This window comes from Paenimyroides ceti (assembly GCF_030409925.1).
In genome coordinates this window covers 3,479,777-3,505,751 of record NZ_JAUFQU010000001.1, presented here as the reverse complement: position 1 = coordinate 3,505,751, position 25,975 = coordinate 3,479,777, and the positions used below count along the sequence as shown (strand labels likewise).

At 36.0% G+C, this 25,975-nt stretch carries 23 protein-coding genes; 11 read left to right on the top strand and 12 right to left on the bottom strand.

All coding sequences use genetic code 11. The features are described 5' to 3' along the window. The first annotated feature begins 71 nt into the window (after positions 1–71). From QW060_RS17035 to QW060_RS17005, 7 genes are all read left to right on the top strand, one after another. On the top strand, positions 72–815 hold the full coding sequence (locus QW060_RS17035) for a DUF3575 domain-containing protein (RefSeq protein ID WP_290361709.1): 744 nt from the start codon (positions 72–74) through the stop codon (positions 813–815). A gap of 105 nt (positions 816–920) precedes the next feature. After that, positions 921–1,097, top strand: a complete 177-nt coding sequence (locus tag QW060_RS17030) for a hypothetical protein (protein ID WP_290361708.1) — start codon at positions 921–923, stop codon at positions 1,095–1,097. Position 1,098: 1 nt separating this feature from the next. Beyond that, entirely contained in the window at positions 1,099–2,328 is a 1,230-nt protein-coding gene (locus tag QW060_RS17025) for a metallophosphoesterase family protein (protein ID WP_290361707.1), read from the top strand. A 2-nt stretch (positions 2,329–2,330) separates the two neighbouring features. Next, complete coding sequence (locus tag QW060_RS17020; RefSeq protein ID WP_290361706.1) at positions 2,331–5,366, top strand: AAA family ATPase; 3,036 nt, start codon at positions 2,331–2,333, stop codon at positions 5,364–5,366. Positions 5,367–5,450: 84 nt separating this feature from the next. Then, positions 5,451–6,029 (top strand): outer membrane beta-barrel protein, encoded by a 579-nt coding sequence (locus QW060_RS17015; RefSeq protein WP_290361705.1) that lies wholly within the window; start codon positions 5,451–5,453, stop codon positions 6,027–6,029. A 137-nt stretch (positions 6,030–6,166) separates the two neighbouring features. After that, positions 6,167–6,985, top strand: coding sequence for a UDP-2,3-diacylglucosamine diphosphatase (locus tag QW060_RS17010; RefSeq protein ID WP_290361704.1), 819 nt, complete (start codon positions 6,167–6,169; stop codon positions 6,983–6,985). Continuing rightward, the gene (locus QW060_RS17005) at positions 6,982–7,959 is read left to right on the top strand and encodes a glycosyltransferase family protein (protein WP_290361703.1); all 978 of its coding nucleotides are present in this window, start codon (positions 6,982–6,984) and stop codon (positions 7,957–7,959) included. The genes QW060_RS17010 and QW060_RS17005 overlap by 4 nt, the downstream gene beginning before the upstream one ends. Positions 7,960–8,028: 69 nt before the next feature. Here QW060_RS17005 and QW060_RS17000 read toward each other — a convergent pair whose 3' ends face one another. The 8 genes from QW060_RS17000 to QW060_RS16965 form a co-directional block, all read right to left on the bottom strand. Then, the gene (locus QW060_RS17000; RefSeq protein WP_290361702.1) at positions 8,029–9,573 is read right to left on the bottom strand and encodes an acyl-CoA carboxylase subunit beta; all 1,545 of its coding nucleotides are present in this window, start codon (positions 9,571–9,573) and stop codon (positions 8,029–8,031) included. A 2-nt stretch (positions 9,574–9,575) separates the two neighbouring features. Continuing rightward, positions 9,576–11,021, bottom strand: a complete 1,446-nt coding sequence (gene accC / locus QW060_RS16995; protein ID WP_290361701.1) for an acetyl-CoA carboxylase biotin carboxylase subunit — start codon at positions 11,019–11,021, stop codon at positions 9,576–9,578. Positions 11,022–11,024: 3 nt separating this feature from the next. Further along, positions 11,025–11,510: an acetyl-CoA carboxylase biotin carboxyl carrier protein subunit gene (locus QW060_RS16990; RefSeq protein WP_290361700.1), complete on the bottom strand. Its 486-nt coding sequence runs from the start codon at positions 11,508–11,510 to the stop codon at positions 11,025–11,027. A 93-nt stretch (positions 11,511–11,603) separates the two neighbouring features. Further along, positions 11,604–12,920 (bottom strand): cryptochrome/photolyase family protein, encoded by a 1,317-nt coding sequence (locus QW060_RS16985; protein WP_290361699.1) that lies wholly within the window; start codon positions 12,918–12,920, stop codon positions 11,604–11,606. Between the two features lie 123 nt (positions 12,921–13,043). Beyond that, positions 13,044–14,054 carry a sugar phosphate nucleotidyltransferase gene (locus QW060_RS16980; RefSeq protein WP_290361698.1) on the bottom strand — a complete coding sequence of 337 codons (1,011 nt, stop codon included), beginning with the start codon at positions 14,052–14,054 and terminating at the stop codon, positions 13,044–13,046. A 20-nt stretch (positions 14,055–14,074) separates the two neighbouring features. Then, positions 14,075–14,509 carry a dUTP diphosphatase gene (dut, locus tag QW060_RS16975; RefSeq protein WP_290361697.1) on the bottom strand — a complete coding sequence of 145 codons (435 nt, stop codon included), beginning with the start codon at positions 14,507–14,509 and terminating at the stop codon, positions 14,075–14,077. Further along, positions 14,506–15,960 carry an oligosaccharide flippase family protein gene (locus QW060_RS16970; protein ID WP_290364642.1) on the bottom strand — a complete coding sequence of 485 codons (1,455 nt, stop codon included), beginning with the start codon at positions 15,958–15,960 and terminating at the stop codon, positions 14,506–14,508. The genes dut and QW060_RS16970 overlap by 4 nt, the downstream gene beginning before the upstream one ends. A gap of 10 nt (positions 15,961–15,970) precedes the next feature. Further along, the gene (locus tag QW060_RS16965) at positions 15,971–16,735 is read right to left on the bottom strand and encodes a DUF3298 and DUF4163 domain-containing protein (protein ID WP_290361694.1); all 765 of its coding nucleotides are present in this window, start codon (positions 16,733–16,735) and stop codon (positions 15,971–15,973) included. Positions 16,736–16,823: 88 nt separating this feature from the next. On the opposite strand from QW060_RS16965, the gene QW060_RS16960 reads away from it, so the two are divergent. Next, a complete protein-coding gene (locus tag QW060_RS16960; RefSeq protein WP_290361693.1) occupies positions 16,824–17,972 on the top strand; it encodes a cystathionine gamma-synthase in 1,149 nt (382 codons plus the stop codon). A gap of 110 nt (positions 17,973–18,082) precedes the next feature. Beyond that, the gene (locus tag QW060_RS16955) at positions 18,083–18,493 is read left to right on the top strand and encodes a DUF2059 domain-containing protein (RefSeq protein WP_290361692.1); all 411 of its coding nucleotides are present in this window, start codon (positions 18,083–18,085) and stop codon (positions 18,491–18,493) included. 30 nt (positions 18,494–18,523) lie between these two features. On the opposite strand, the gene QW060_RS16950 is transcribed toward QW060_RS16955, so the two are convergent. From QW060_RS16950 to QW060_RS16940, 3 genes are read right to left on the bottom strand one after another with little or no spacing between them, the layout of a single operon-like run. Next, entirely contained in the window at positions 18,524–20,179 is a 1,656-nt protein-coding gene (locus tag QW060_RS16950; RefSeq protein ID WP_290361691.1) for a ribonucleoside-diphosphate reductase subunit alpha, read from the bottom strand. A gap of 6 nt (positions 20,180–20,185) precedes the next feature. After that, positions 20,186–21,160, bottom strand: a complete 975-nt coding sequence (locus QW060_RS16945; protein ID WP_290361690.1) for a ribonucleotide-diphosphate reductase subunit beta — start codon at positions 21,158–21,160, stop codon at positions 20,186–20,188. A gap of 11 nt (positions 21,161–21,171) precedes the next feature. Then, a complete protein-coding gene (locus QW060_RS16940) occupies positions 21,172–21,309 on the bottom strand; it encodes a hypothetical protein (RefSeq protein ID WP_290361689.1) in 138 nt (45 codons plus the stop codon). Positions 21,310–21,387: 78 nt separating this feature from the next. On the opposite strand from QW060_RS16940, the gene porZ reads away from it, so the two are divergent. Together porZ and recO are read left to right on the top strand one after the other, a co-directional pair. Further along, on the top strand, positions 21,388–23,799 hold the full coding sequence (gene porZ / locus QW060_RS16935) for a type IX secretion system anionic LPS delivery protein PorZ (protein WP_290364641.1): 2,412 nt from the start codon (positions 21,388–21,390) through the stop codon (positions 23,797–23,799). Continuing rightward, a complete protein-coding gene (gene recO / locus QW060_RS16930; RefSeq protein WP_290364640.1) occupies positions 23,799–24,515 on the top strand; it encodes a DNA repair protein RecO in 717 nt (238 codons plus the stop codon). Before porZ ends, recO begins: the two co-directional genes overlap by 1 nt. A gap of 66 nt (positions 24,516–24,581) precedes the next feature. On the opposite strand, the gene QW060_RS16925 is transcribed toward recO, so the two are convergent. Further along, positions 24,582–25,844, bottom strand: coding sequence for a hypothetical protein (locus tag QW060_RS16925; protein WP_290364639.1), 1,263 nt, complete (start codon positions 25,842–25,844; stop codon positions 24,582–24,584). Positions 25,845–25,975: the final 131 nt, after the last annotated feature.

Here is a 25,975-nt window from a genome sequence, read left to right as displayed (position 1 = left end):
AATTTTCTATAACTATCTACATAAATCTTTATATTTGATAGACCAGAGAATGCTTTGTTATGAAAAAAAATTTGCTACTCCTCTTTTTGTGCTTTATTGTCCTGAGCGGAAAAGCACAAGAATTTTCTTCTTCTTTAGATGAAGTAGCCCCTGTGGACACTCAAAACATTATTAAAATAAATATGATGGCTTTTGCAGCCCGAAATGTTTCTTTACAATATGAAAGAGCTATCGGGAACAAGACTACATTGGCAGCTAATGTGAATTTTATGACGCGTGGTAAGCTTCCTTTCTTATCTCAGTTTGAAAGCATTATAGATGATGACTTTACTTATCAATATGCCAAAACATTTAAAGTCTCAGGATTTCTTTTTACACCTGAAGTACGTTTCTATCTGGGGCAATCGGCTTTCAGAGGTTTTTACATTGCTCCGTTTGTTCGATATTCTACTTATAAAGGAGATATTAACCTTGAAATAGAAGTTGAACAGGGAAGAACAGATTCTTTTCCTATTTCAGGTCGTTTGAATGCTTTCTCAGGTGGTTTTTCACTCGGAGCCCAATGGAGGCTTTCAGAACATTTTTATCTGGACTGGATGATTATGGGACCTCATTTTGGGTTTTCGAACGGAAAATTTTCCGGAAGTAAAGATTTATCAGAATATGAAATTGAAGAGTATAAAGGCGAACTGAGTAATTTCGATATTCCTATGCTCAAAGTGGAATATGTGGTGAACGATAAAGGTGCCACAGCCCGTTTCAAAGGTCCATGGGCAGGTATCCGAACAGGATTTTCTCTTGGATACCGCTTTTAAACAAATCTATATATTATTCTTTACTAACGTCATTGACTTAAACACTCTCATTTGTCGTTTCTATAAAATCCACTTCTTCTGTAAAATATAAAAATATACCGTAAATTGCATACGATTTATTCAGATATGGGAAGAAGAAACGAAACCAACCGACTGGCTCATAAAAAGAAAGTCGATCAGAAAAAAACCAAAGAACAACAGACAGAGCGCATTCGAAAAGAAAAGTTGCAAACCATCTATAACAAACTCAATAACGACAAAGAATCAGGAAAACAGGAATAAGATGAGAATCCTTCATACAGCAGACTGGCATCTGGGCAAAAGACTCGATTATTTTTCCCGTTTTGAAGAACAGGTTGCTGTGCTCAATGAGATCTGCACTATCGCTGACCGGGAAAAAGCAGATGTGGTATTGGTTGCTGGCGATCTCTATGATAATTTCAACCCTCCCACTGAAGCAATAGAACTTTTATATAAAACCTTAAAAAGGTTGACCAACAACGGAAAAAGACCTGTTATAGCGATAGCCGGTAATCATGATTCTCCGGATAGAATTGATTCTCCAGATGTATTGGCACGCGAAAACGGAATTCTTTTCGCTGGTAAACCTACACTCGAATTTTCAGCTTTTACAGTAGAAAACAACTTTGCTGTTACCAAAGGTGAAAAAGGTTTTTTAGAAATACAATTACCACACTACTCGTATCCCCTGCGTTTACTTATTACTCCTTTCGCCAATGAGCATCGACTTAAAGAATATCTTGGAGAAAACGAACAAATCGGTCTTAACGAGGTTTTATCTAAAAATTGGCAGGAGTTAGCAGATAAATATTGCGACGAAAAAGGAGTCAACCTGCTTACTACTCATTTATATATGAACAAACGGGGAGGTCCTGTATTGGAAGAACCAGAAGGTGAAAAACCATTGCGGATTGGTTTTGCCGATATTGTCTACACTGACGCCATTCCCCGACAAATACAATATACTGCTCTGGGCCATCTACACCGCTATCAGGAAATCGGAGGGCATAACGCTCCTGTGGTTTATTCCAGTAGTCCTTTGCAATATTCATTCTCTGAAGCCGATCAGGAAAAAAAGGTCGTTATCATTGAAGCCGTTCCCGGACAAGAGGTGAGCTATTCTCCTATTGCGCTTACACAAGGAAAGCCGCTTATTCGTAAAAAAATGTATGATATCAATACAGCTGTCAGCTGGCTCGAAAACAATCCGGATTGTTTAGTAGAGCTTACATTGGTCACTGATACCTCAATATCTCAAAACGACAAAAAACGTATTGAAAAAGCACATAGTGGTATTATTTATATCATTCCTGAGGTTTTGGGTAACTCTGTACGAATAACGGATAGCGAACTATCGTCCAGAAGAAATAAAAGTATTGATGAAAATTTCATCACATATTATAAAAACAGAAATAATGATCAGTTGCCCTCAGAAGATTTGCTAAAAATATTTAAAGAGGTTTTAGGAAATCAGACTGATAAAGACACTTAATTATGCTTCCAATTTACCTATCTATTGACGGCCTTTATTCCTACAAGACAAAACAGGAAATAGACTTTACCCGACTTACTGAAGCCGGATTATTTGGTATATTCGGAAAAGTAGGTTCCGGAAAATCTTCTATTCTGGAGGCCATGACTTTTGCTCTGTATGGAGACACAAATCGTCTCAACTCAAAAAACAGAGCCTATAATATGATGAATCTCAATACCGATCATCTGAAAATTGTTTTTGAGTTTATAGGAAAAGAAAATAAAAAATACTCTTTTGAAGCCGGATGGAAAAGGAATGGTAAAAATTTTGAAAAAGTTTCTACTATTGAACGCAAAGCCTATGTATATGAAAACGGTATAAAAATTCCTCTTGAAAGTAACGATGCAGAAGCAGTCATCGGCATCAGTTATAAGAACTTCAACCGTACAGTAATTGTTCCTCAGGGTCAGTTTAAAGAGTTTTTAGAGTTAAAAGGAACTGATAGATCCATCATGATGAAAGAGCTTTTTAATCTCGACAGATATGATCTGTATCAAAAAGCTGCCGACCTGAAATCGGTTAACCAATCGGCTGTAGAACAGATACAGGGCTCTTTACAAATACTGACGGATTATACAGAAGAGACTTTTACTGCTCTGACACAAAACTTAGAGCATAAGGAAGCCTCTTTGATCCTTAAAGAAAAAGAATTTACGGTTAAGGAGGAAGAGATCAATAAACTGCATGAGATGAAAAAACTGCAATCTGATCTCATAGAAAGAAGGCAGGAATTAGAACTGATGAAGCAGCAAAAACAAGCCATTACAGATTTAAAACAGCGTGTCATCCTTTTTGAAAAAACAGAAAAAACCTTTAAAAACCTTTTAGAGGCTTTTGAGAAAGAATCAGACAACTTTCAACGTCAGAAAGAAGCATTAAAAGATACAGAAGAGAAACTCAGCAAGAAAAAAGCTCAGACAGAAGATGTTGCATCCGAATTTGAAAAAATTAATGATGAAATTTCAAAAAACGAATATTATAAAATTCTTATAGCTGATCTGGAAAATATGCTTTCGTACAAAAAGCAGTTAGGAGAACTTGACACCATCAATAATCGATTACAAAAGGCTGCTGTCTTTATTGAAAACACCAAAAAAAACCTTGATTCCAAACAGAAAGAACTTACATTAAAAAAAGAAAAAACAGAGTATCTCAAACGACAGAAAGCTGACACAGGTCTTCTGTTTGCGGTTGAAGCCTGGTTTCAAAAAAATAAAACCCTTAATCAGCATCTTGAGCAATCGCTCAAAACAATCGCCGATAAAGAAGTAATGCAAACAGAATTACAGCAATTTTTCATTGAGCACCAGCTAAAACCAGAAACGGCTAAAGAAACTCTGATGCAAAGAAATCTGGAATTGAAAGAACAGATACATCAGACACAGCAACATATCAACCAGCTTAATGTTCAAAAGCAACTGGTACAGTATGCAGATGAACTGCATAATGGAATCCCATGTCCTCTCTGCGGCTCAGAAGATCATCCGCATATTATGAAAAGTAGCGATGTAACAGAACGCTTACAGGAATTTGATTTACAATATGAGAAACTTTCAAAAAATCTGGATCAGTTGATCCAGCTTCAGAATCAATTAGAAATCATTACCGGTAAAACGGAATTGCTGCACCATGACCTGAAAAATGAAAAGGATACAAAAGAAGCTACTCTTGCTTCACTAAAGAAGCATCAGGAAGCTTTTATATGGGATGATTTTGATGCAGAAGACTATACTACATTTCATACTGTAAAAGAAACTTCGCAGAAAATTGAAAAAGAAATTGAGAACCATGAGATAGAACTGAAATCCATAAACAGTGAAGTAGAAAAGCTTCAAGGAGAATTGGAAAAATATACTTCAGCTGTAAAAAATATTGAAAAAGATGCCTCTCAAAAAATAGGTTCTATAGGGCAGCTTAAAGAGGCTTTCAAACAATTGAATACAGAAGATTACCTGAATCTCACTAAAGAAGATATTGTATCCAAGAAGGAAAAAATTACTGAAACCGTACAAACTAATGAAAAGCGTTACACAACGCTGATTGCTTTAAAAGAGAAGGTTCAGACAGATATGATACGCCTTGAATATCAGAAAACCTCTCAGGAGAAAAGTGTTGCTGAGATAGAAAATGCTGTTAGGACCTATTCTACCTCTATCCAACTTTTGTTACATCAAAATAATTTTGAGACCATAGAAGAAGTTCTCGCTATTCTCTCTCTCAATCTTGATACAGAAACCTGTCACAAAGAAATACGTGAATTTGAAGATCGTTTTCACCTGACAGAACACACAGTAGCCCAACTCGAAGAAAAAACCAAAAACCAACAATGGGATGCTTCTTATTATGACGCAGTTTTACTCAACTATCAACAATTGAAAGAGGGAAGAGAAATCTTAATTGGCGAAATAAAATCCGTTAAAGATCAATTAGAAGAACACAAAAAACGCAGTACAGAAAAAAAGAAATTATCAGAACAGCTTGAACAACTCGATTTACGGTCTAAAAACCTTAGTGTTTTAATGAATCTGTTTAAAGGAAGTGGTTTTGTAAATTTTATCTCTACTCAATACCTCGAAGAATTGTGCTGTATCGCCAATCAGCGTTTTGAAAGACTTACGAGAGGACAGCTGACCTTGGTTATTAATGAAGATAACGATTTTGAAGTTGTTGACCATCTGAATTCGGATAGACAGCGTTCCGTAAAAACCTTGTCGGGCGGGCAATTTTTTCAGGCCTCTCTTTGTCTTGCTCTTGCTTTGGCGGAAAACACCCGAAGCCTGAACAAAAATGAGAAAAACTTCTTCTTTATTGATGAAGGTTTTGGAACACAAGACAATGAGTCAGTGAATCTGATCTTTGAAACGCTTAACAATTTGCGCAATGAAAACAGAATTGTAGGTATCATCTCTCATGTTGAGGAACTGCAGGAGCGCATTCCAGCTTCTGTATCCGTTGTAAAAGACTCTGAAAGAGGCAGTTTAATAAAAATAAATTAGTTTTTAAGATAATTTTATCTTAAATTTTGTCAGTTTTGGCACATTATTTGTTTTATAAATGTTAAATCAAATATTAATTTACACATGAAAAAGAATTTATTTTTAATCGGACTTTTATTTTCTGCAGTAAGTTTTGTAAACGCTCAGGAAATTACTACACCTCAATATGCTGAAAAAGTAGGTACTAAACCTATTCAGCAAGGAAACTGGATGATTGGAGGTTCTTTAGGATCTTTAGGTTATTCATTTGAGGGAGAAAACTTTAATATCAACGTAACCCCAAGAGCCGGTTATTTCATTTCTGATGGAATTGCAATTGGTTTAGGAGTAAATGCAGGTTTAGAAACTGTAAAAGACGGTGATAATATCTGGAACTATGGTGTAATGCCATTCGTAAGATATTACTTTCCTGAAGGAGCAAGTTCTACAGGCCGTTTCTTCGGACAGGGTGAAATCGGTATTTCAGGTTCTAACGGAGGAACATCAGACACTTCGTTTGCATTTGGTATAGGTGCAGGTTATGCACATTTTATCTCACAAAACGTAGCATTAGAAGCTATTGCGGGATACAATTACTCAAAATCAAACGCTTCTTCAGCTCAGGCTCAGAATGGTTTAGGTTTTGCAGTAGGTTTCCAAATTTATTTACCAGGCAAAAAATAATCTTTACGATTATCGAATAGGAAAAAGAGGCTTTAGTAGCCTCTTTTTTTATGCGTAACTATTTGAAACTTCACTTTTTGATAAGAATTTTAAAACGTTTAAGTGACATTAGGAATGTATTTTTGAAAAAACTGACAATGAAAAGAAAAGTAGATCTGGTTGTAGTTTCTGATGTTCATTTAGGAACTTATGGTTGTAAAGCGAAGGAATTGTTATGTTATTTAAAATCTATCAAGCCCAAAACCCTTGTCCTTAATGGGGATTTTATCGACATCTGGCAGTTTAAGAAGAGTTATTTTCCCAAAAGTCATCTTCAGGTGATTAAGTATATCCTCAATCTTTCTTTAAACGGATGTAAAGTCATTTATATTACAGGAAATCATGATGAATTTCTCAGAAAATTTTCACCCATGAATTTTGGAAAAATTTTATTGATGGATAAAATAGTGATGGATTTACACGGGAAGAAAGCATGGTTTTTTCATGGCGATGTATTTGACGCCTCTGTACAGCATTCAAAATGGATTGCGAAACTGGGCGGCATTGGATATGATTATCTGATTCGCCTGAACAATTTTTCTAATTGGATTTTATCATTGATGGGAAAGGAAAAATACTCTTTTTCCAAAAAAATCAAAAACAGTGTAAAGAAAGCCGTCAAATTTATTACCAACTTTGAAGAAACTGCTTCTGAACTGGCTATTGAAAATAATTTTGACTATGTCATCTGCGGACATATTCACCAGCCACAAAAAAGAATGGTTGCCAATCATAAGGGAAAATGTATGTATCTGAATTCAGGAGACTGGATTGAAAATCTTACTGCTCTGGAATATCATTATGAAGAATGGAGTATTTATACCTACGATCCTTCCCACTTTACCATTACAGAAGAAGAGGATATTGACCTGAAACAGGAAGAAGAACTTATGAAAATTTATGCACTGCTCAAATGAAAATACTATATGCCCTCCAAGGTACGGGAAACGGGCACATTGCCAGAGCTAATGAACTGATTCCTAAATTCAAACAAGTCGCTGAGGTTGATGTATTCGTATCCGGAAATAATACTCAGCTTCCGTTAGATGGCTTTTACAAGCAAAACAAAGGACTTTCGCTTTTCTATTCCAAAAAGGGCGGACTTGATTATAAGAAAATTGTAGTCAAAAATTCACTGACACAGTTTTCCCGGGCGATTCTAAACTTTCCCATTCAAGAGTATGATCTTATCATTAATGATTATGAGCCTATCACGGCTTATGCCGCAAAATGGCATGGAAAAAAAATCATCGGACTCAGTCATCAGGCAGCTATTTTTTATGAGAATGTCCCAAAACCTCCCGGTAAACATCCGGTAAGTAAGCTGATTTTCAAAAAATATGCCCCAACAGATATTTCATACGGATTTCATTTCCAAAAATACCATGATGATATTTTTTATCCGATTTTAAGACAGCAGATAAAACAGCTGCAAACTGTTACGGGTTCCTATTTCTTAGTGTATTTACCGAGTTTTAATGATGTTGTTTTACAGAAAATTCTTACCCAAATCCCAGAGGTACACTGGTTGATTTTTTCTCCTTTTAAAAAAAATCCTGAACGCTATCTCAATGTCTCCTTTTACCCTATTGATCAGGAACTGTTTTTTAAAAAATTGGCAGCTGCGCAAGGTGTTTTGTGTGGTGCCGGATTTGAATTTCCCGCTGAAGTACTCTATCTGAAAAAAATGTTATATGTGATTCCTATTAAAGGACAGTTTGAGCAATACTGTAATTATGCCGCATTGACAAAAATGGGCGTAAGCGGTTCAGAGGATCTGAACGTTTCGAAGATCAGAAACTGGATTGATTCCCAAAAAATCATAACCGTTGATTTTGAGGATGAATCAGAAAAAATCATAGAAAAGGTATTCATAAATAATCCGCTATAAATCGATTTATTCTTCCAAAAAGACAAAAAAAAGCTGAAACCACTGGTTTCAGCTTTTTTATCAGATCGCTTACAAAGGAATATTGCCGTGTTTGCGTTTTGGTGTGTCAACCACTTTATTTTCAAGCATGGTAAATGCTTTAATAAGCTTGCGTCTTGTATCCTGTGGAAAAATTACCTCATCAATAAAGCCACGCTGCGCAGCTCTGTATGGGTTGGCAAATTTCTCTGCATATTCAGCTTCTTTTTCTGCCAGTTTGGCTACTGAATCTGCTGCTTCCGCAATTTCTTTCTTAAAGATAATTTCTGAAGCTCCTTTTGCTCCCATTACTGCAATCTCTGCTCCAGGCCATGCAAAGTTAAGATCTGCCCCAATGTGTTTGGAATTCATTACATCATAAGCTCCTCCATAAGCTTTTCTTGTAATAACGGTTACTTTAGGCACAGTTGCTTCTGAAAGGGCATATAATAATTTAGCTCCATGTACGATAATTCCGTTCCATTCCTGATCGGTTCCGGGAAGGAAGCCAGGAACATCTACCAATACCAGCAATGGTATATTGAAAGCATCACAAAAACGAACGAATCTGGCTGCTTTAATAGAAGAATTTACATCTAAACATCCGGCAAGAAACATAGGATTATTGGCTACGACTCCTACTGACTTTCCTCCGATACGAGAAAAACCTACAATGATGTTTTCTGCATAGTTTTTATGGATTTCAAAAAAGGAATCTTCATCGATGATATGATTGATTACTTCATGCATATCATACGGTTTATTCGCATTATCCGGAACAACCGTATTGAGTTCTTCTCTGTATTCTTCTACAACCTGATAAGGCAAATCAGCAGGAATTTCAGTATTATTCTGTGGAATATAGCTCAATAGTTTTTTTACATCTTCAAGGCATGCTATATCGTTTGCTGAGGTAGTATGTGCAACTCCTGATTTAGTAGAATGCGTAGAAGCACCTCCTAATTCTTCTGAAGTAACGGTTTCATTGGTTACCGTTTTTACTACATTGGGTCCCGTTACAAACATATAAGACGTATTTTCTACCATCATGGTAAAATCTGTCATTGCAGGAGAATAAACGGCTCCTCCGGCACAAGGTCCCATGATAGCAGATATCTGAGGAATCACACCGGACGCCTGCACATTTCTGTAAAAAATGTCTGCATAACCTCCTAAAGAACGTACTCCTTCCTGGATACGTGCACCACCAGAATCATTTAAACCAATCATCGGAGCTCCCATTTTAAGAGCCATTTCCATTACTTTACATATTTTTTCAGCATGAGTTTCAGACAATGCGCCTCCAAATACTGTGAAATCCTGTGCAAAAGCATATACAAGACGTCCGTTTACATTTCCATAACCGGTAATAACACCATCGCCTAAGTAATGTTCTTTATCCATTCCGAAATCTTTGGTACGATGGGTTACAAAAGCTCCTATTTCTTCAAAAGAGCCTTCGTCAAAGAAATACTCAATGCGTTCGCGCGCCGTAAGTTTCTTTTTTGAATGCTGGGTTTCTATTCTTTTTTCGCCGCCTCCTAATTTAGATTCGGCAATTTTATCTTTTAATATATTGAATTTATTGGATTCCATTTTTACAGTTGGTTTGGTAATCTTACTATTTTCTGGTCTGTTAGATATTGTTTCAATGCGATCAAAGCAGCTATCTCCGCCTCTTTAGCCTGATGTTCTTTAATGATATCCGCGCTGTAATATTTTTTTACAAAATTGGTATCAAAGTTACCTGAAACAAATGCTTCATGCTCAAAAACAAATTTTCCGAAAGGAAGCGTGGTACTTACTCCTTCAACTTTGTAATCTTCAATGGCTTTTAACATCAACTGAATCGCATCTTCTCTGTCTTTTCCATAAGTGATCAGTTTTGAAAGCATCGGATCATAGTATATAGGCACATCCATTCCCTGTTCAAATCCGTTATCAACACGTACACCTTCCCCTTCCGGCAAACGATATACTTCCAGATTACCAACAGACGGTAAGAAGTCGTTCATAGGATCTTCTGCATAAACCCTTAATTCCAGAGCATGTCCTTTGATCTTAAGATCTTCCTGTTGAACGGGTAATTTTTCTCCCCGTGCAACGCGAATCTGTAGTTCTACCAAATCCATTCCTGTAATCATCTCTGTTACCGGGTGCTCTACCTGTAAACGGGTATTCATTTCAAGAAAGTAAAAATTCTTGTTTTCGTCTAACAGGAACTCAACTGTACCCGCTCCAACATAATCACATGATTTGGCTACTTTTACAGCTGCCTCTCCCATTGCTTTTCGAATTTCAGGTGTCAATACTGCGGAAGGAGCTTCTTCTATCACTTTTTGATGACGTCTTTGTACTGAACATTCTCGTTCAAAGAGATAAACAATATTTCCATGGGTATCAGCCATGATCTGAATTTCGATATGTCTTGGTGAACCTACATATTTTTCAATAAAAACAGAACCATCCCCAAAAGCAGAAGTTGCTTCTGAAATGGCTCTCTGCATTTGATTTTCAAATTCTTCTTCCTTTTCAACGATACGCATTCCTTTACCTCCACCACCTGCAGATGCTTTGATAAGAATAGGAAATCCTACCTCTTTGGCTACTGCTTTGGCTTCATCAATATCAGTAATGGCATGATCTAATCCCGGCACCATAGGAATGTCATACGCTTTAACCGTTTCTTTTGCTGCAAGCTTGCTTCCCATAATATGGATGGCATGAGAACGAGGACCTATGAAAGTGATGTTGTTTTTTTCTGCTAATTCGGCAAAATCAGCATTTTCAGAAAGAAAACCATATCCCGGATGAATAGCATCTACCTGTAGCATTTTTGCTACTTCAATGATTTTATCCCCTAAAAGATAAGACTGATTTGACGGTGCTTCACCTATACATACGGCTTCATCAGCAAATTTCACATGAGGAGATTGTCTGTCGGCTACAGAATATACTGCTACCGTTTTTATACCCATTTTTTTTGCGGTTTTCATTACCCGCAGGGCAATTTCTCCGCGATTGGCTACTAATATTTTTTTCATGTTTTACTCAAATTCAATTAATAACTGTCCTTTTTCAACGGCCTGTCCTTTGTTTACTGCAATGGACTTTATGATACCGGAACGAGGGGAATCAAAACTGTTTTCCATCTTCATTGCTTCAAGAATCAGAAGATTTTCACCCTGCTGTACTTCTTGCCCTACTGATACATTGATTTCGAGGATCAATCCCGGCATTGGTGCTTTGATCGCATTGATGAGTTTTGCAGCACCAACTTCAAACCCCATTTCTTTAATAAGCTGATCCAGTTTATCGGCTATTTCCACTTCATACGCAGTATTATTAACTACTACTGTGTATTTCTTTGCATTGAAATCTTTAGAAGGAATCGTTGCTTTGTAAGAGGTATTGTGATGTAAAACATGAAACTCGTCCTTGTAGTTTTTTACGGCATCCAATGTTGCTGCCTGATTTTCAGAAAACTCAAACGTATCTGTCTGATTTACTGAAATCTTGAAAGTATGACTCATTATTGTTATTGTTTTTTTTAAGAATGTAAATTTATTGAAATAATAAATTTTCTCAAAAGATACTATATTAATTTTAAATGGAATAAGAAAAATTTAATTGTTTAAAAGAGCCTTTTTATAAACGTCAAGCGCCCTTTCTCTCGCTTGTCTATGATCTATTATCGGCTCAATATAGCGCTGTGTTCCATATTCCGGAACCCATTTTTTTACATAGTGAAGCTGTTTATCAAACTTTTTTGTCTGCTCTTCCGGATTAAAAATCCTGAAGTACGGAGCTGCATCACAGCCACAACCCGCTGCCCACTGCCAGTTACCATTATTGGCAGACAGATCATAATCCAGTAATTTTTGAGCAAAATAAGCTTCTCCCCAACGCCAGTCAATCAATAAATGTTTGCACAAAAAACTTGCTGTAATCATGCGCACCCGATTGTGCATAAATCCGGTTTCATTGAGTTCTCTCATACCTGCATCTACAATCGGATACCCTGTTTTTCCCTGACACCAGCGTTCAAATTCTGCTTCATCATTTTTCCAGGGAATACGTTCATATTTTTCCTTAAAACAGCGGTGTACTACTTTAGGAAAATGAAAAAGGATTTGCATAAAGAACTCTCGCCAAATAAGTTCATTGAGCCAGATTTCATTATGTTTTAACGCAAATTGAACACATTTTCTGATGGAAATAGTTCCAAACCGCAACGCCACTCCCAGATGTGTGGTATGGTCTAAAGAAGGGTAATCTCTGTAATGATCGTAAGTATCTATTATGTTTTTATCTAGTACAGGTACTGTATATTGAATGGCTGTTTTCTCAAATCCGATTTTATCCAAAGATGGGGGATCAGAAGGCTCTGTTTTGTATAAATGAGAAAGCAGTTTTTCCGATTCATATAAATATAGCGGTTTTTCTTTCAATAATACTTTCCACTTTTTGGAATACGGTGTAAAAACAGTATAAGGTGTTGCATCCGATTTAAGTATTTCATGTTTCTCAAATACTACCTGGTCTTTATATCCTGAGAAAAGAATATTTTTTGACTTTAAAAAAAGAGCGACTTCTTCATCTCTGTGTATCGCCTGGGGTTCATAATCCTGATTGGTGATGACCTCATGAATCGTATAGGTATTTACCAGTTCCTCAAAAACCTGTAAGGGCGTTCCGTAAGCTATATGTAAAACACTTCCATATTCTGAAAACCTTTTGTTTAGTTCTGTAACCGCCTGATGGATATAATCAACGCGAAGATCATAAGAATTCTCTAATCTCTTTAATATTGTTGTATCAAAAATAAAAACAGGTAAAACAGGATGACCTGATTGCAAAGCTTTATAAAAACCATGATTATCATCAATCCGCAAATCGCGTCGGAACCAGAAAACAGTTATTTTTTGTTGTGTGTTACTCATAAGTATCTATTAAATCATATGATTATACCAAAAACCAGATTGCTAAGAAATTTTGAAATCGATATATAGAATTTCGGCTAATGCTATAAAATCAATAAACCAACCGTACGGTTGGTTTATTGATTATTCTAAAACGGAATAATCACCGATGCTTACGTTTGTAAACTTACCATTGAATACAGCATGGTTTCCAATCATGGCATTGTCTAATGCTGCATTTTTGATAACTGCATGCGTTTGTATCAGACTATTTTTTATCGTAGCATTCTCTATTGAACTATGGTTTCCTACCGATACATTTGGACCGATTGTTGCATTTTTGAGTACGACATTTTCACCGATATAACAAGGCGGAATAATCGTAGCATTTTCTATAACAACTGTTTTAGAAACTAATTGCTCCCCGTCTTTATCCAGGAAGTTCAGCATGCGATTATTAGTATCAACCGTTACGTTTTTATTACCACAATCCATCCATTCCTCTACTTTTCCGGGAACAAATTTCAATCCTTTCTGTTTCATATTCTCAAGAGCATCTGTAAGCTGATATTCACCACCTTTAGCAATATCATTATCCAAAAGATACTGGAGTTCCATACGCAGGTTTTCTGCTGATTTGAAATAGTATATACCAATGATTGCCAAATCAGATATAAACTCTTTTGGCTTTTCAACAAAATCTATAATTTCATTCTTTTCGTTGAGCTGCACTACTCCGAATGCAGCAGGATCATCTACTGCTTTTACCCAGATTACACTATCAGCTGTCTGATCAAGTGTAAAATCTGCACGAAATAAAGTATCTGCATAGGCTACTACAACCGGTCCCTGCATACTATCCTTAGCACATAATATAGCATGTGCAGTACCCAAAGCTTCATTTTGATAATAGATCGTTCCTTTTGCTCCTAATTTTTGAGCAATTGCCAGTAAATCTTTTTCAACCTCTTTGCCAAAGCTTTTATGTATGATAAAAGCAATTTCTTCTACAGATTCTTTTAGGACTTTTGTGATGTCTTCTACCAAACGATGTACGATTGGCTTTCCGGCAATTGGGATTAATGGTTTTGGTATTGTTAGAGTATGTGGTCGTAATCTTGACCCACGCCCTGCCATTGGAACTATAATTTTCATTGTTTCGTTTGTTTTGTTTGTTATTTTACGCCTGTGCTTCCGAATCCACCGGCTCCTCTTTCCGTTTCAGTCAACTCAGACACTTCCATCCATTCTGCACGCTCATGTCTGGCAATAATCATCTGAGCGATACGCTCACCATCCTCTATAACAAAAGCTTCATTTGACAGATTGATGAGGATGACTCCAACCTCTCCGCGATAATCTGCATCTATTGTTCCTGGTGAGTTTAAACATGAAATCCCTTTTTTCAAAGCTAAACCGCTACGGGAACGTACCTGTGCTTCATAACCAATTGGTAATTCCAGAAACAGTCCTGTTGGTACCAGTATGCGCTGCATAGGCTGTAAGGTTATGGTTTCAGAAATATTGGCCCGTAAATCCATTCCGGCAGAAGCGATGGTTTCGTAGCTTGGCAATGCATGTCTGGAGTTGTTTATGATTTTTATTTTCATTTTAAAATTCTTTGAATTAGTTTTTGTTCTTTATAAGCAATAAGGGCAATAAACAGCAATAAGAATGTTATTCCTACGATATAGTTTTCTCTAAAATTATAAAAATATATATATGAGAAGAGTACTGAGGAACCCAAATAAAGTCCTATGGCTTTTTTATCATAAGGAATCGGATATGATTTTTGTCCCAATATATACGATACAGTCATCATAAATGCATACGCAATCAATGTAGTGATCGCAGATCCCAAAATACCGAGATATGGGATAAGTATAAAGTTAAACAGAACCGTAACCACAGCTCCTGCTACAGAAATATAAGCTCCTATTTTTGTTTTATCCTGTAATTTGTACCAAACAGACAAGTTGGTATAAATTCCCAACATCAGATTGGCAAGGATAATATACGGAACGATTTCCATCGCAGACCAGAAGTTTTCATTGGTGATATAAAACTGTTTGATGAAATCGGCGAAAACAATGATGACTAACATCATAAGACTCCCACATAACACAAAATATTTGGTAATAGTAGCATATTTTGTAGGGGCATCGTCATTTTTGGCATAACTGAAAAAGAAAGGCTCTATTCCTAACGTATACGCCATACGAAACAACACCATAAATACACCTAATTTATAGCAGGCTCCATAACGGGCTACATCAAATACAGCGGTTTCTTCAGGTAATAACTCTTTTAAAAATACTTTATCAAATGTTTCATTTACTACGAATGCCAACCCGGCAATCATAACCGGAAAACCATAAGTAAGCATATCTTTCCACAATTGAATATTGAAATGAAAACGCAGTTTCAAATAATATTTAGACAATACTATAAGGGTAAATATACTTGCTATAAGATTTGACAGGAACACATAGCCCACTTCAAAATGAGGTCTATACATTGCTTTAAAAAATTCAGAACCGGTTTCTTTAATGATGATCGGCAACAAGTATAAAAAGAAAATGGTCAGCAACGCATTGACTGCAACATTCATTATTCTTATTGCACTGTATTTTACAGGTCTTTGATGTGCTCTCAGTATAGCAAACGGAATTACAACCAATGTATCTAATACTAAAATCCATAAGAGAAAAGTGGTTACAACAGGTTGAATTTCGAAATAATGATCAATCTCATTTTTAAAAAGAAAGGCTATCCCTAAAAAAACAAAAGAAACGAGAAACAAGTACCATATAGAATTGTTGATAACTTCCTTTTTATTTTCGCGCTTATTGTAAAATCTGAAAAAGGCCGTTTCCATACCAAATGCGAGAATGACGTTGAAAAACATCATCCAGGAGAAGATTAGGGTATAATTTCCGTAGGCATTGTCCGGCAACCATTGCATGTGCAAAGGTGCCATAATAAAACCGATCATCTTTGGTATCACTGCGGCGATACCATAAATCAATGTTTGTTTAAATAATTTTTTATAGACACTCAATTTTTTTCACTTATTCTTTAAAATACAAGGGATTTAAATAGGATTTTATTTCTTTATAAGAAAACTTTAATTCCGTCGGTCCTTGTGCATACGGAGCAATTTCATAATGATTATATCGCACAATCAATTCGTCTTTGTTGATGATGATGTTTTCTGCCAGATAGAATTTATCATCTTCAAACATATACCCTTTCTCATTAAGAGAAACATTTTCTTCGAGATGGTTCATGGCATAAAACTTTTTCTTTGCAAGGTTTTTAAACCCTTCATAATTTACGAAAAGGTCTTTTTGAGCAACTTCTTTACCCGTAGTCAAGTCATAAAAGACAGAAATAACTCCCTGACTTCCATGAGCACCACCTGTAAAAGTATAGTGATCCATATCTATATTTACCAGCTCTTTTCCAAAGACGGTGTATTTGCTTTCTATTTTTGCCTCCCAGGGTACCGGTTCATTTGGAAATTGTTTTTTGATATCTTCGTAAGAAGTGATGAAGGAGTTTATTGCTTCTTCATATGTCTTAAATCGCTCGTTGTCCTGATCAAATACGACAATTTCTTTTACGATATCAAAAACCTGCTCATTGATTCTTTTAGAAACAGAATCTTTACTTAAAGCATGCGGAATTTTTACGATTACTTCTGTACAAGCCCCTTCTTCACATGGCAAAGTTGACTTTTGTTGGTAAGTAACCATCTCAAAAGCGATTTTTTGCTGCTTTTTGCAGCTGAGTAAAACAACTGAAAAACAGATTAATAGTATTATTTTCTTCATCTAATGCTTTTTTTAATTTTAATACAAAGCTATAATAATTGCGTCAGATTGGAGTATATTTGTATTAGTTTTTTTAAAAGCTCTTATTATGAAATTTAACACTAAAGTTATACATGGAGGACAGCAGCATGATCCTTCTACAGGAGCCGTTATGCCTCCTGTTTATCACACTTCTACATTTGCTCAAAAAAGTCCGGGTGTACATACCGGCTATGAATACAGCCGTGCAGACAATCCTACCCGTACTGCTCTCGAACACGCTCTTGAAAGCATTGAAAACGGAGCGCGTGGACTGGCTTTTTCATCGGGACTGGCAGCTATTGACTGTGTAATGAAATTACTAAAACCCGGAGATGAAGTTATCGCTATGGATGATCTTTACGGAGGCACTTATCGTCTTTTTACCCGTTTTTATGAAGACATGGGGATTCGTTTTCATTTTATCAGCATGAATGATTTGGCTGATTTTGAAGCTAAGATCAATGAAAAAACAAAGTTGGTATGGATTGAAACCCCTACGAATCCGTTGATGAAGCTTGCTGATATTGAAGCCATTGCCAAAATCACTAAGAAACATGGGGTTTTATTCGCTGTTGACAATACATTTGCTACTCCATATTTACAAAAACCTTTGGATCTGGGAGCTGATATTGTGATGCACTCTGCTACCAAATATCTCGGAGGTCACTCTGATGTGATTGCCGGTGCTCTTGTTATCAAAGAAGAAGCATTAGGAAAGCAATTGCATTTTACACAATTTGCCACCGGAGCTACATTAGGTCCACAGGAAAGCTTTTTGGTATTGCGCGGTATTAAAACGCTTCACTTACGAGTAGAACGTCATTGTTTTAACGGACAGAAAGTAGCTGAGTTTTTAGAACAACATCCATTAATTGACAAAGTATTGTATCCGGGATTAGCTTCTCATCCACATCATGAATTAGCTAAAAAACAAATGAAAGGCGGATTCGGAGGAATGGTTTCATTTACTTTTAAATCAGGAGCAAAACAGGATGCTGTTTCTTTCTTAGAAAAGCTTAAAGTATTTACACTTGCAGAATCTTTAGGAGGCGTAGAGTCGCTTGCGAATCATCCGGCTTTGATGACACACGCTTCAATTCCAGCTGAAAAACGTGCTGAAATAGGCGTTACCGACGACATGGTACGTTTGAGTGTAGGAGTTGAAGATATTGAAGATCTCATCAGTGATATCGAACAGGCATTGAATGCCAACTAAAAATAGCTGCCTATCGGCAGCTATTTTTAGTTTGGTCAGTTACTAAGTCGCATTTATAAAGAAATGTATGGGTAAAAAATTGTATCTTACATCCTTTAAATTGAAAAATCATGAAAAAAATAATTCTTACTATAGCATTTATAGCTGTAGCCCATGCAGGCTTTGCACAAAGCGATGCTTTTAAAAAAGATCTTAAGAAATTAATTGAAGTTTCAGGAGGTGGTCTGGAACAACAGATGAAGCTTATGGAAGGTCAGCTGGCTCCATATGTTTCTAAAGAAAAATTACCCGCCATCATGAAAGATATTACGGCAGAGATGGATAAATTAAACGAAAAAATAGTAGCTATTTATGCGAAACATTATACACCCGAAGATGTAAAAGAATTATTAGCTTTCTATAACTCCCCTCTTGGAAAAAAGCTAACAAGTAAGACTCAGGAGATTACTCCGGAGGCCTTAAACGCAAGTACAGAATTTCAGACATCCATCCAGGGTATTGTTTTAAAACATATGCAATAAAAAAATCCGCTATTCAGCGGATTTTTTATTTTATGCTTCACAACTCTGGCAGGTAACCAGATTGGCAACAAATTCTTTAGAAACACTCTGACTACGTTGGTAGTATAATGTTTTCACTCCAAGCTTCCACGCTTCTATCAATAGAGTATTTACTTCTTTGATAGGAATATTGGAAGGTATATTAATGTTCAGACTTTGTGCCTGATCAATGTATTTCTGACGAAGAGATGCCTGTAATATAATTTCGTACTGGCTTATTTCTTTGAATGTTTTGAATACATCTTTTTCTTCTTTAGTCAATTCATCCATGTGTTGTACACTACCGTGGTTCAACATGATGCTTCTCCATGTTTCTTCGTTGTCAATACCTTTTTCAATCAGCAATGCTTTAAGGTATTTATTTTTACGCATGAAGTTTCCTTTTGCCAGACCTGCTTTGTAATAGTTACTGCTATATGGTTCTATTCCGGGAGATGTTTGCCCTAAAATAGCCGAAGAAGATGTTGTAGGAGCTATAGCCATCAAAGTCGTATTTCTTCTTCCGTACCCTTTTAATACTTCCGGTTCTCCATAAATCTTTGCAAGATCCTGAGATGCTTTTAATGATTTTTCCTGAAGTTCTTTAAAGATTTTATTGGTCAGCATTTTTGCATCTAAACTTTCAAATGGAATTCTGTTCTTTTGCAGATAAGAATGCCATCCCATAACTCCCAATCCTAATGCACGGTGGTTTTTGGCAAATTTGTTGGCAGATGCCAGATAATAATTCCCTTCCGTTTTTGCGATGAATTCAGACATTACCGCATCCAGAAAATAGGTTGCCAGTTTTACAGCCTCTGTATCTTTCCATTCGTCATAGAGTTCTAAATTCATAGAAGATAAACAACAAACAAACGATTCGTCTTCTGATGAAGGCAGTGCTATTTCTGAACAAAGGTTACTTGAAGAAATCTTCATTTCTTTGTCAATATATACTTCCGGTTTGTTTCTGTTGACGTTGTCGGTAAAAAATAAATAAGGCAATCCTTTTTGCTGACGACTTTCTAAAACTCTTGCCCAGACTTCTCTCTTCTCACGATCTCCTTCAATCATATCCTGCATCCAGTAATCCGGGATACAAACTCCGTAAAATAAGTTTTGGATCGGGTTTCCGATGTCTTTGATCTGTAAAAATTCTTTAATATCCTGATGGTCTATGTCCAGATAAGTAGCAAATGCTCCTCTACGTACACCTCCCTGTGAAATGGTATCCATTGCCGTATCAAACAATTTCATAAAGCTTACCGCTCCACTACTCTTTCCGTTATCGGTTACTGCACTACCACGCTCTCTTAACTCTCCAAAATAACCCGAAGTACCACCTCCGATCTTGGTTTGCATGATTACTTCTCCAAGTTTATGCGTAATACTTTCAATATTATCTGGCACATATACATTGAAACAAGAGATTGGCAATCCTCTTTCTGTACCCATATTAGCCCAGATAGGAGAACTCAAACTCATCCATCCCTTTTCTATCATTTCAATAAAGGCTTCCGCTAACTCCGGTTTATATAAACGTTGAGCAGCAGCAGTTGCGATACGCTCAATTGCTTTTTGAGTCGTCTCTCCTTTTAATAAATATCCTCTATTTAAAATTTGCTCACTTTCTTCATTGAGCCACCATAATCTTTCTGTGGTTTCCATAGCTAATTAAAATAAATCGTCTGCTGTAATACTTTTGTCATGTTTTGTATAATCTACCGGTCTTTTTGCAAAGAAATCGTCCAAACTGTTTGCAAAGATTTCTTCTTCAAACCAGACCATCGGACTGTAATCATGCTCGCTTACATTGTATATTTTTTTCAATCCGATTTGTTGTAATGAAGTATCCAAACGATATTTCATAAAGTTGATCAGATTTTCTTTTGAGATGGTATCTAAACCTCCATTTTCAAAAATCCAGTCGAGTATTTCGCTTTCAATGTTTATGGAATGTTTTACAATTTCATTAATTTCTTCTACAGTTGCTTCATCAAAATAAGCAGGAAATTCTTCTTTGATTTTGTTGATGATATAGATCCCTGCGTTAGCGTGAATCTGTTCATCTACTGAAGTCCATGCAATGATATTGCTTACGTTTTTCATTGCTCCTTTGAAACGTGTAAATGACAATATGATGGCGAACTGACTGAACAAAGAAACATTTTCAATAAGAATCGTGAATAAAATCAAGGATTGCATATAGTTTTTCTTATCATCAGCCTTGGAATGTTGTAAAGCGTTTGAAAGATACTGGATTCTCTTATTGATCACAGGAATTTCTACTACTTTCTCAAACTCATTGTTATATCCCAATACTTCTAACAAACGGGAATACGCTTCTGAGTGACGAAACTCACATTCCGCAAAAGTACTTCCCAAACCATTGAATTCCGGTTTTGGCAAATGGTTGTATAAATTACCCCAGAATGATTTCACGTTTACCTCAATCTGAGCAATTGCCAACAAACTTCTTTTTACAATCTCACGTTCATTTAAGGTAAGATGCGAATGAAAATCCTGAATATCTGCAGTAAAATCTACCTCAGAATGCACCCAAAAAGATTTATTAATAGCATTTGTAAAATCCAAAATTTCAGGATATTCAAATGGTTTGTAATTTATACGTTTGTCAAAAATACTCATATCGAAAGCTTTTATTTTGTTAATGGTAATACTGTCTTATTTTTGAATTCCTCTAAAGAACTGCCGAATCTCTTCACAAGGCTTATTGCTGCTGAAGAATAACGGCAATATTGGAAAGATAAATATGAAAAACACTCATAAACAAGCATTTAAAAACTGTTATATTTCCCTCTAAAAGATTTTTAAAGATACTTATTAATCTTTCCATTCATAAAAAAACCTCCAAAATGTTATCCACAATTTGTACTCAAAATGTTCAAAAGATTTTTATTATTTTGAATAAATATTCGATTATTTACGTTATCTACCTATATTTGTCTAACATAAAAATAGATATGAAATTTTCTTATTCCTTATTCCTGTTATTCTTTTCAACTGTTTTGTTCGCACAGAATGAGGCCTGGAAAGGATATTTTTCGTACAATACGATAAGAGCTATTTCTGCCTCAGAATCAAAAACCTATTTTGCTACGGAAAATGCTCTCTTTTCTGTAAACGAAAATGTTTCAGAAAAAGACATATATAACACCATTAACGGATTTCAACTCAACGACATTACCAATCTTATCTATAGTGAAACTTATAAAAAGCTTGTTGCAACCAGCTTATCAGGCAGAATTGTCATTGTAGATGAAGCAACCGGTACTATTTCAAATCTGAACGATATCTATAACAAGCAATCGTTATCAGGAGCTGAAAAACAGATTAACAATATTGCTATAGCAGCCGGGTATGCCTATTTGGCAACCGGGTATGGAATTACCGCAATCCGGCTAAATGACAATAATTTTGGTGATTCTTATTATATAGGAGATAACGGTGCTTCTGTAAAAGTAACAAGTGTTGCAGTTATCGGCAACCGGATTTACGCTAATATCGAAGGTGTCGGCATCAAGTCTGCTTCTTTAAACACTAATTTGATTGATTATACCAACTGGACATTTTATAATACAGAAAACTGGCTGGATATTATTAATTTTCAGGATCAGCTTGTAGGCGTAAAAGAAGATCTTAGCATTCACAGAATTAATGCGACCGAAACAGTATCTTTCGGACAGGTGTTTGAAAATTTTATCCGTTTGTCGGTATTCAAAAATAATCTAACAGCTACTTCTACTTATAACTCCCTTAGTTATGATCAAAATTTTAACACCGTTTTTACCTATGGAACGTCAGCAAATGCAAAGGATTATAATGCTTCTCTTTTGAAAAACGGTCAATTATATGCCGGAACCTCTATGGACGGAGCATTTAAAATTGCGGTTTCCAATGCAGATTCTCCTATCTATATTTCTCCAAAAGGACCTTTGAGCAACAATGTCTTCAGAGCGTTTTACAATGAAAAAACAAAAGATTTATGGGCTATCTTCGGAGGATATACATTAGAATATAATCCCTATAATCCTGATCTGTCAAAGTATGGTATCAGCAGACAAAAAGAAAACGGTGAGTGGCAACTAATTCCTTATGACAAGATTGCTCCTCTTGAATCTACAAGTCACTTAAGTTTTCATCCGACTAATAATAATAAAATATACGTGAGTTCTTTTAATTCAGGACTTTTAGAAATCAATTTAAACAATAGCGATATTGCCAACAGCGAATTTATCCATTATAATCAAAATAATACCGGATCAGATGGCTTGGAACAATATGCACCGGATGTAAACTCTGTCCGTATCAACGGACCCGTTTTTGACCGACAAGGTACTGCATGGCTGACCAATACAGGAAGACCAACTAAACATCTGAAGTCTTTTAACAAAAACAATCAGTGGAAATCTTATGACCTCAGAGGCTATTTAAGCAATTCTCAACAGTTAGATAACTTTACCATACCCGTTATTGACAAAAACAATACAAAATGGATGGGAACCTCTTACAGCGGTATTATCGCCTTTAACGAGACCAGAAACAATAAGATTGTAAAAATAGACCGCAACAGTAACCTGCCAAGTCCTGCGGTATTTTCAGTCGCTCTGGACAACAACAATCAGTTATGGATTGGTACCGGAGCCGGTCTTCGCGTTCTTGCCTCTACTGATCAGTTCCTCACTGCAAGTAACCTGACTCCTTCTTCTATCATTATCATGGATGACGGAAAAGCTCAGGAGCTGTTCTATCAACAGACTATTTTAAAAATCAAGGTAGACGGATCTAATAACAAATGGGTTTCTGTAGCCGATGCCGGAGTATTTTTAGTTTCAGGAGACGGTCAGAAAACAATTTATCGCTTTGATACATCTAACTCTCCTTTACCTTCAAATAACATAATGGATATTGAAATCAATGATACTACCGGAGAAGTTTTCTTTGTAAGCGACAAGGGTATGGTCTCTTATAAAAACTACGCTACTTCACCTACCGATAATTTAGATGATGTTTATGTGTATCCAAACCCGGTCCGGCCTGATTTCACAGGAGAAGTTAAAATATCAGGATTAAAGGTAAAATCCAATATAAAGATTACGGATGTTTCCGGAAATCTTGTATACGAAACTACTTCTGATGGTGGAACGGCTTTATGGAATACCTTTAATTTTAACGGGAGAAAAGTAGCTTCAGGAGTTTATATGATTTTTGTTTCATCAGAAGACGGGTCTGAAAAGACAACTAAAAAACTTATGATTATCCGATAATGCATTTTAAAACAAAAGCCATTGTTTTACACACAGTGCGCTATCAGGAAAAGAGTTTGATTGTAAGATGTTTTACCGAAGCTTTCGGTATCACATCTTACTTTATTAAGAATGCTTTTTCCAAAAACAAAAACACTCTGAATATAGCTTATTTCCAACCTCTTACCTTATTAGAAATTAACGCCACACATAAAAACAAAGGTAATTTAGAATACATTACCAATCTGAGTCTGCTGCATCCCTATCAGAATATCAACAATGATTTCAGTAAAAGTACTGTTTTTATTTTTTTAGCAGAATTATACAGTATTGTCCTTAAGGAGGAAAAAGAGAATTCTTCCTTATTTTCTTTTCTTGAAGAATCATTGATTTGGTTTGACACCCATCCTTATTTTGCAGATTTTCATCTTTTTTCCATGATGGGAATTACTAAATTTCTTGGTTTTTATCCAAACACGGAAGATATTAGGGGCACTTATTTTAATCCTATTGAAGGAAAATTTATGTTTACTCCGGAACACCTCTGCTTCAATGAAGATGAGTCCTTTTTATTCAAGAAACTTCTGACTCACAATTACGTTTCTGATATTCCTGTTTTTAACGGAAATGAGAGGAAACTATTAATACGAATGCTATTACGGTATTTTGAACTTCACACAGTCGGGTTCAGGCAGCCTCTTTCTCTTGATATCTTATCTGAAATATATACACATTAAAAAAGACTGCTTTTAGGATAAAACAGTCTTTTTTTATAATTAATAATTAACGAAAAGAATTCATACTTATCGGGAGCTTCTTCCGCCACCGCCACCGCTTCTTGAAGAACCTCCGCCAGTACTCATACCGCTTGATCCTCTTGACATGGTAGCTCCTGAACTTCTTGAAAAAGATCCTCCGGAGTTAGAAGGTCTTGAAAATGAGCTGTTGGAACTTCTTGAACTGCTGCTGTCAAATGATCTTGATGGCGTCGATCTTTCAATGCGCGAGCTGTTTACTGGGGCACTTGATCGTGAACTGTTTATTGGAGCACTTGATCGTAACGTACTGCTGGAACGGTTTATGGTAGAGGAATTATCTGATCGTAGATTTACTCTTGAAGAATTGCTTCTTCCTCCGTTTGCATTAAAGTCTGAACGTACTGTTGCGCCACTGTTTCTTACACTTGAGCTGTTTCTTGATGAAGAAAAATCAGTCCCTCTTGAAGAAGCATTTACACTTCCTCTGTTATTGATCGTTGATCCGGTAACTGAATTTCTGGAATTTTCTCTTGATGCATTATTTCTTGAAGCGGCACTTCCACGAGATTGATCTAAAGCATATCGGTTGGTTACATTAGCATTTCTATTTGTAAATGATCTTCCCGGATTGCTTCTTTCATAAGCATTTCTACTTACCCCTGAATACATTCTATCTGCTCTTGAAATTCTTCTGTTGTCTGTATATACATATCTGTTTCTTGTGTTAATATGAGGATACACATGTCTTTGATATCTGAACACTGGCATTGGAGCCCAATAGCTGTAATAGGTTGGATAATATCCCCAATACCAAGGGGAATAATAAGGTCTGTAAGTTGCAAGCCAGAAATAATCAAAGAATATAGGCGTTCTGTAATAATAAGGCTCGTAGATATAGTTAGGACCATAAATATATGGATTACCAACAATCTGAACATTTACTGTACTTGAACGTTGTTTTTCTATTTCAATCGTTGCTACATCCTGAAAGGTATCCTGACCTAATACTGCCTGAATAACAATTACTCTGTTATCTCCTTCTGCCACTTCTATTACTCTCAGATAATCAACATAATTATCACCGTTTAAATCAAGGTTAGATAATTGTAATGAAGGGTCGTTCAGTTTTTTTTCAAAATCTTCCAAATCTCTTGCATCACCAAAAACAGATGCTACTGCCTGAAGATCAAGATTGTCAGATATATCGTAATTTTTCGCCACTACTGTTGCAGTAGAATTTCTTTGTGCTGTAACGAACTGCGTGCCCAGCAACAAGAAAAAAGCGAATATGATTTTATATGTTTTCATGACGGATTATTTAATTGTTTATTTTATTTACCATGCTTATTTCAAGGACTGTGCCAAAATAGAAAAGCCTCATTCTTTTAACAAAAAAAATGACCCGTAAGGGTCATTTTAAAAATTTATTGTAACAGAAC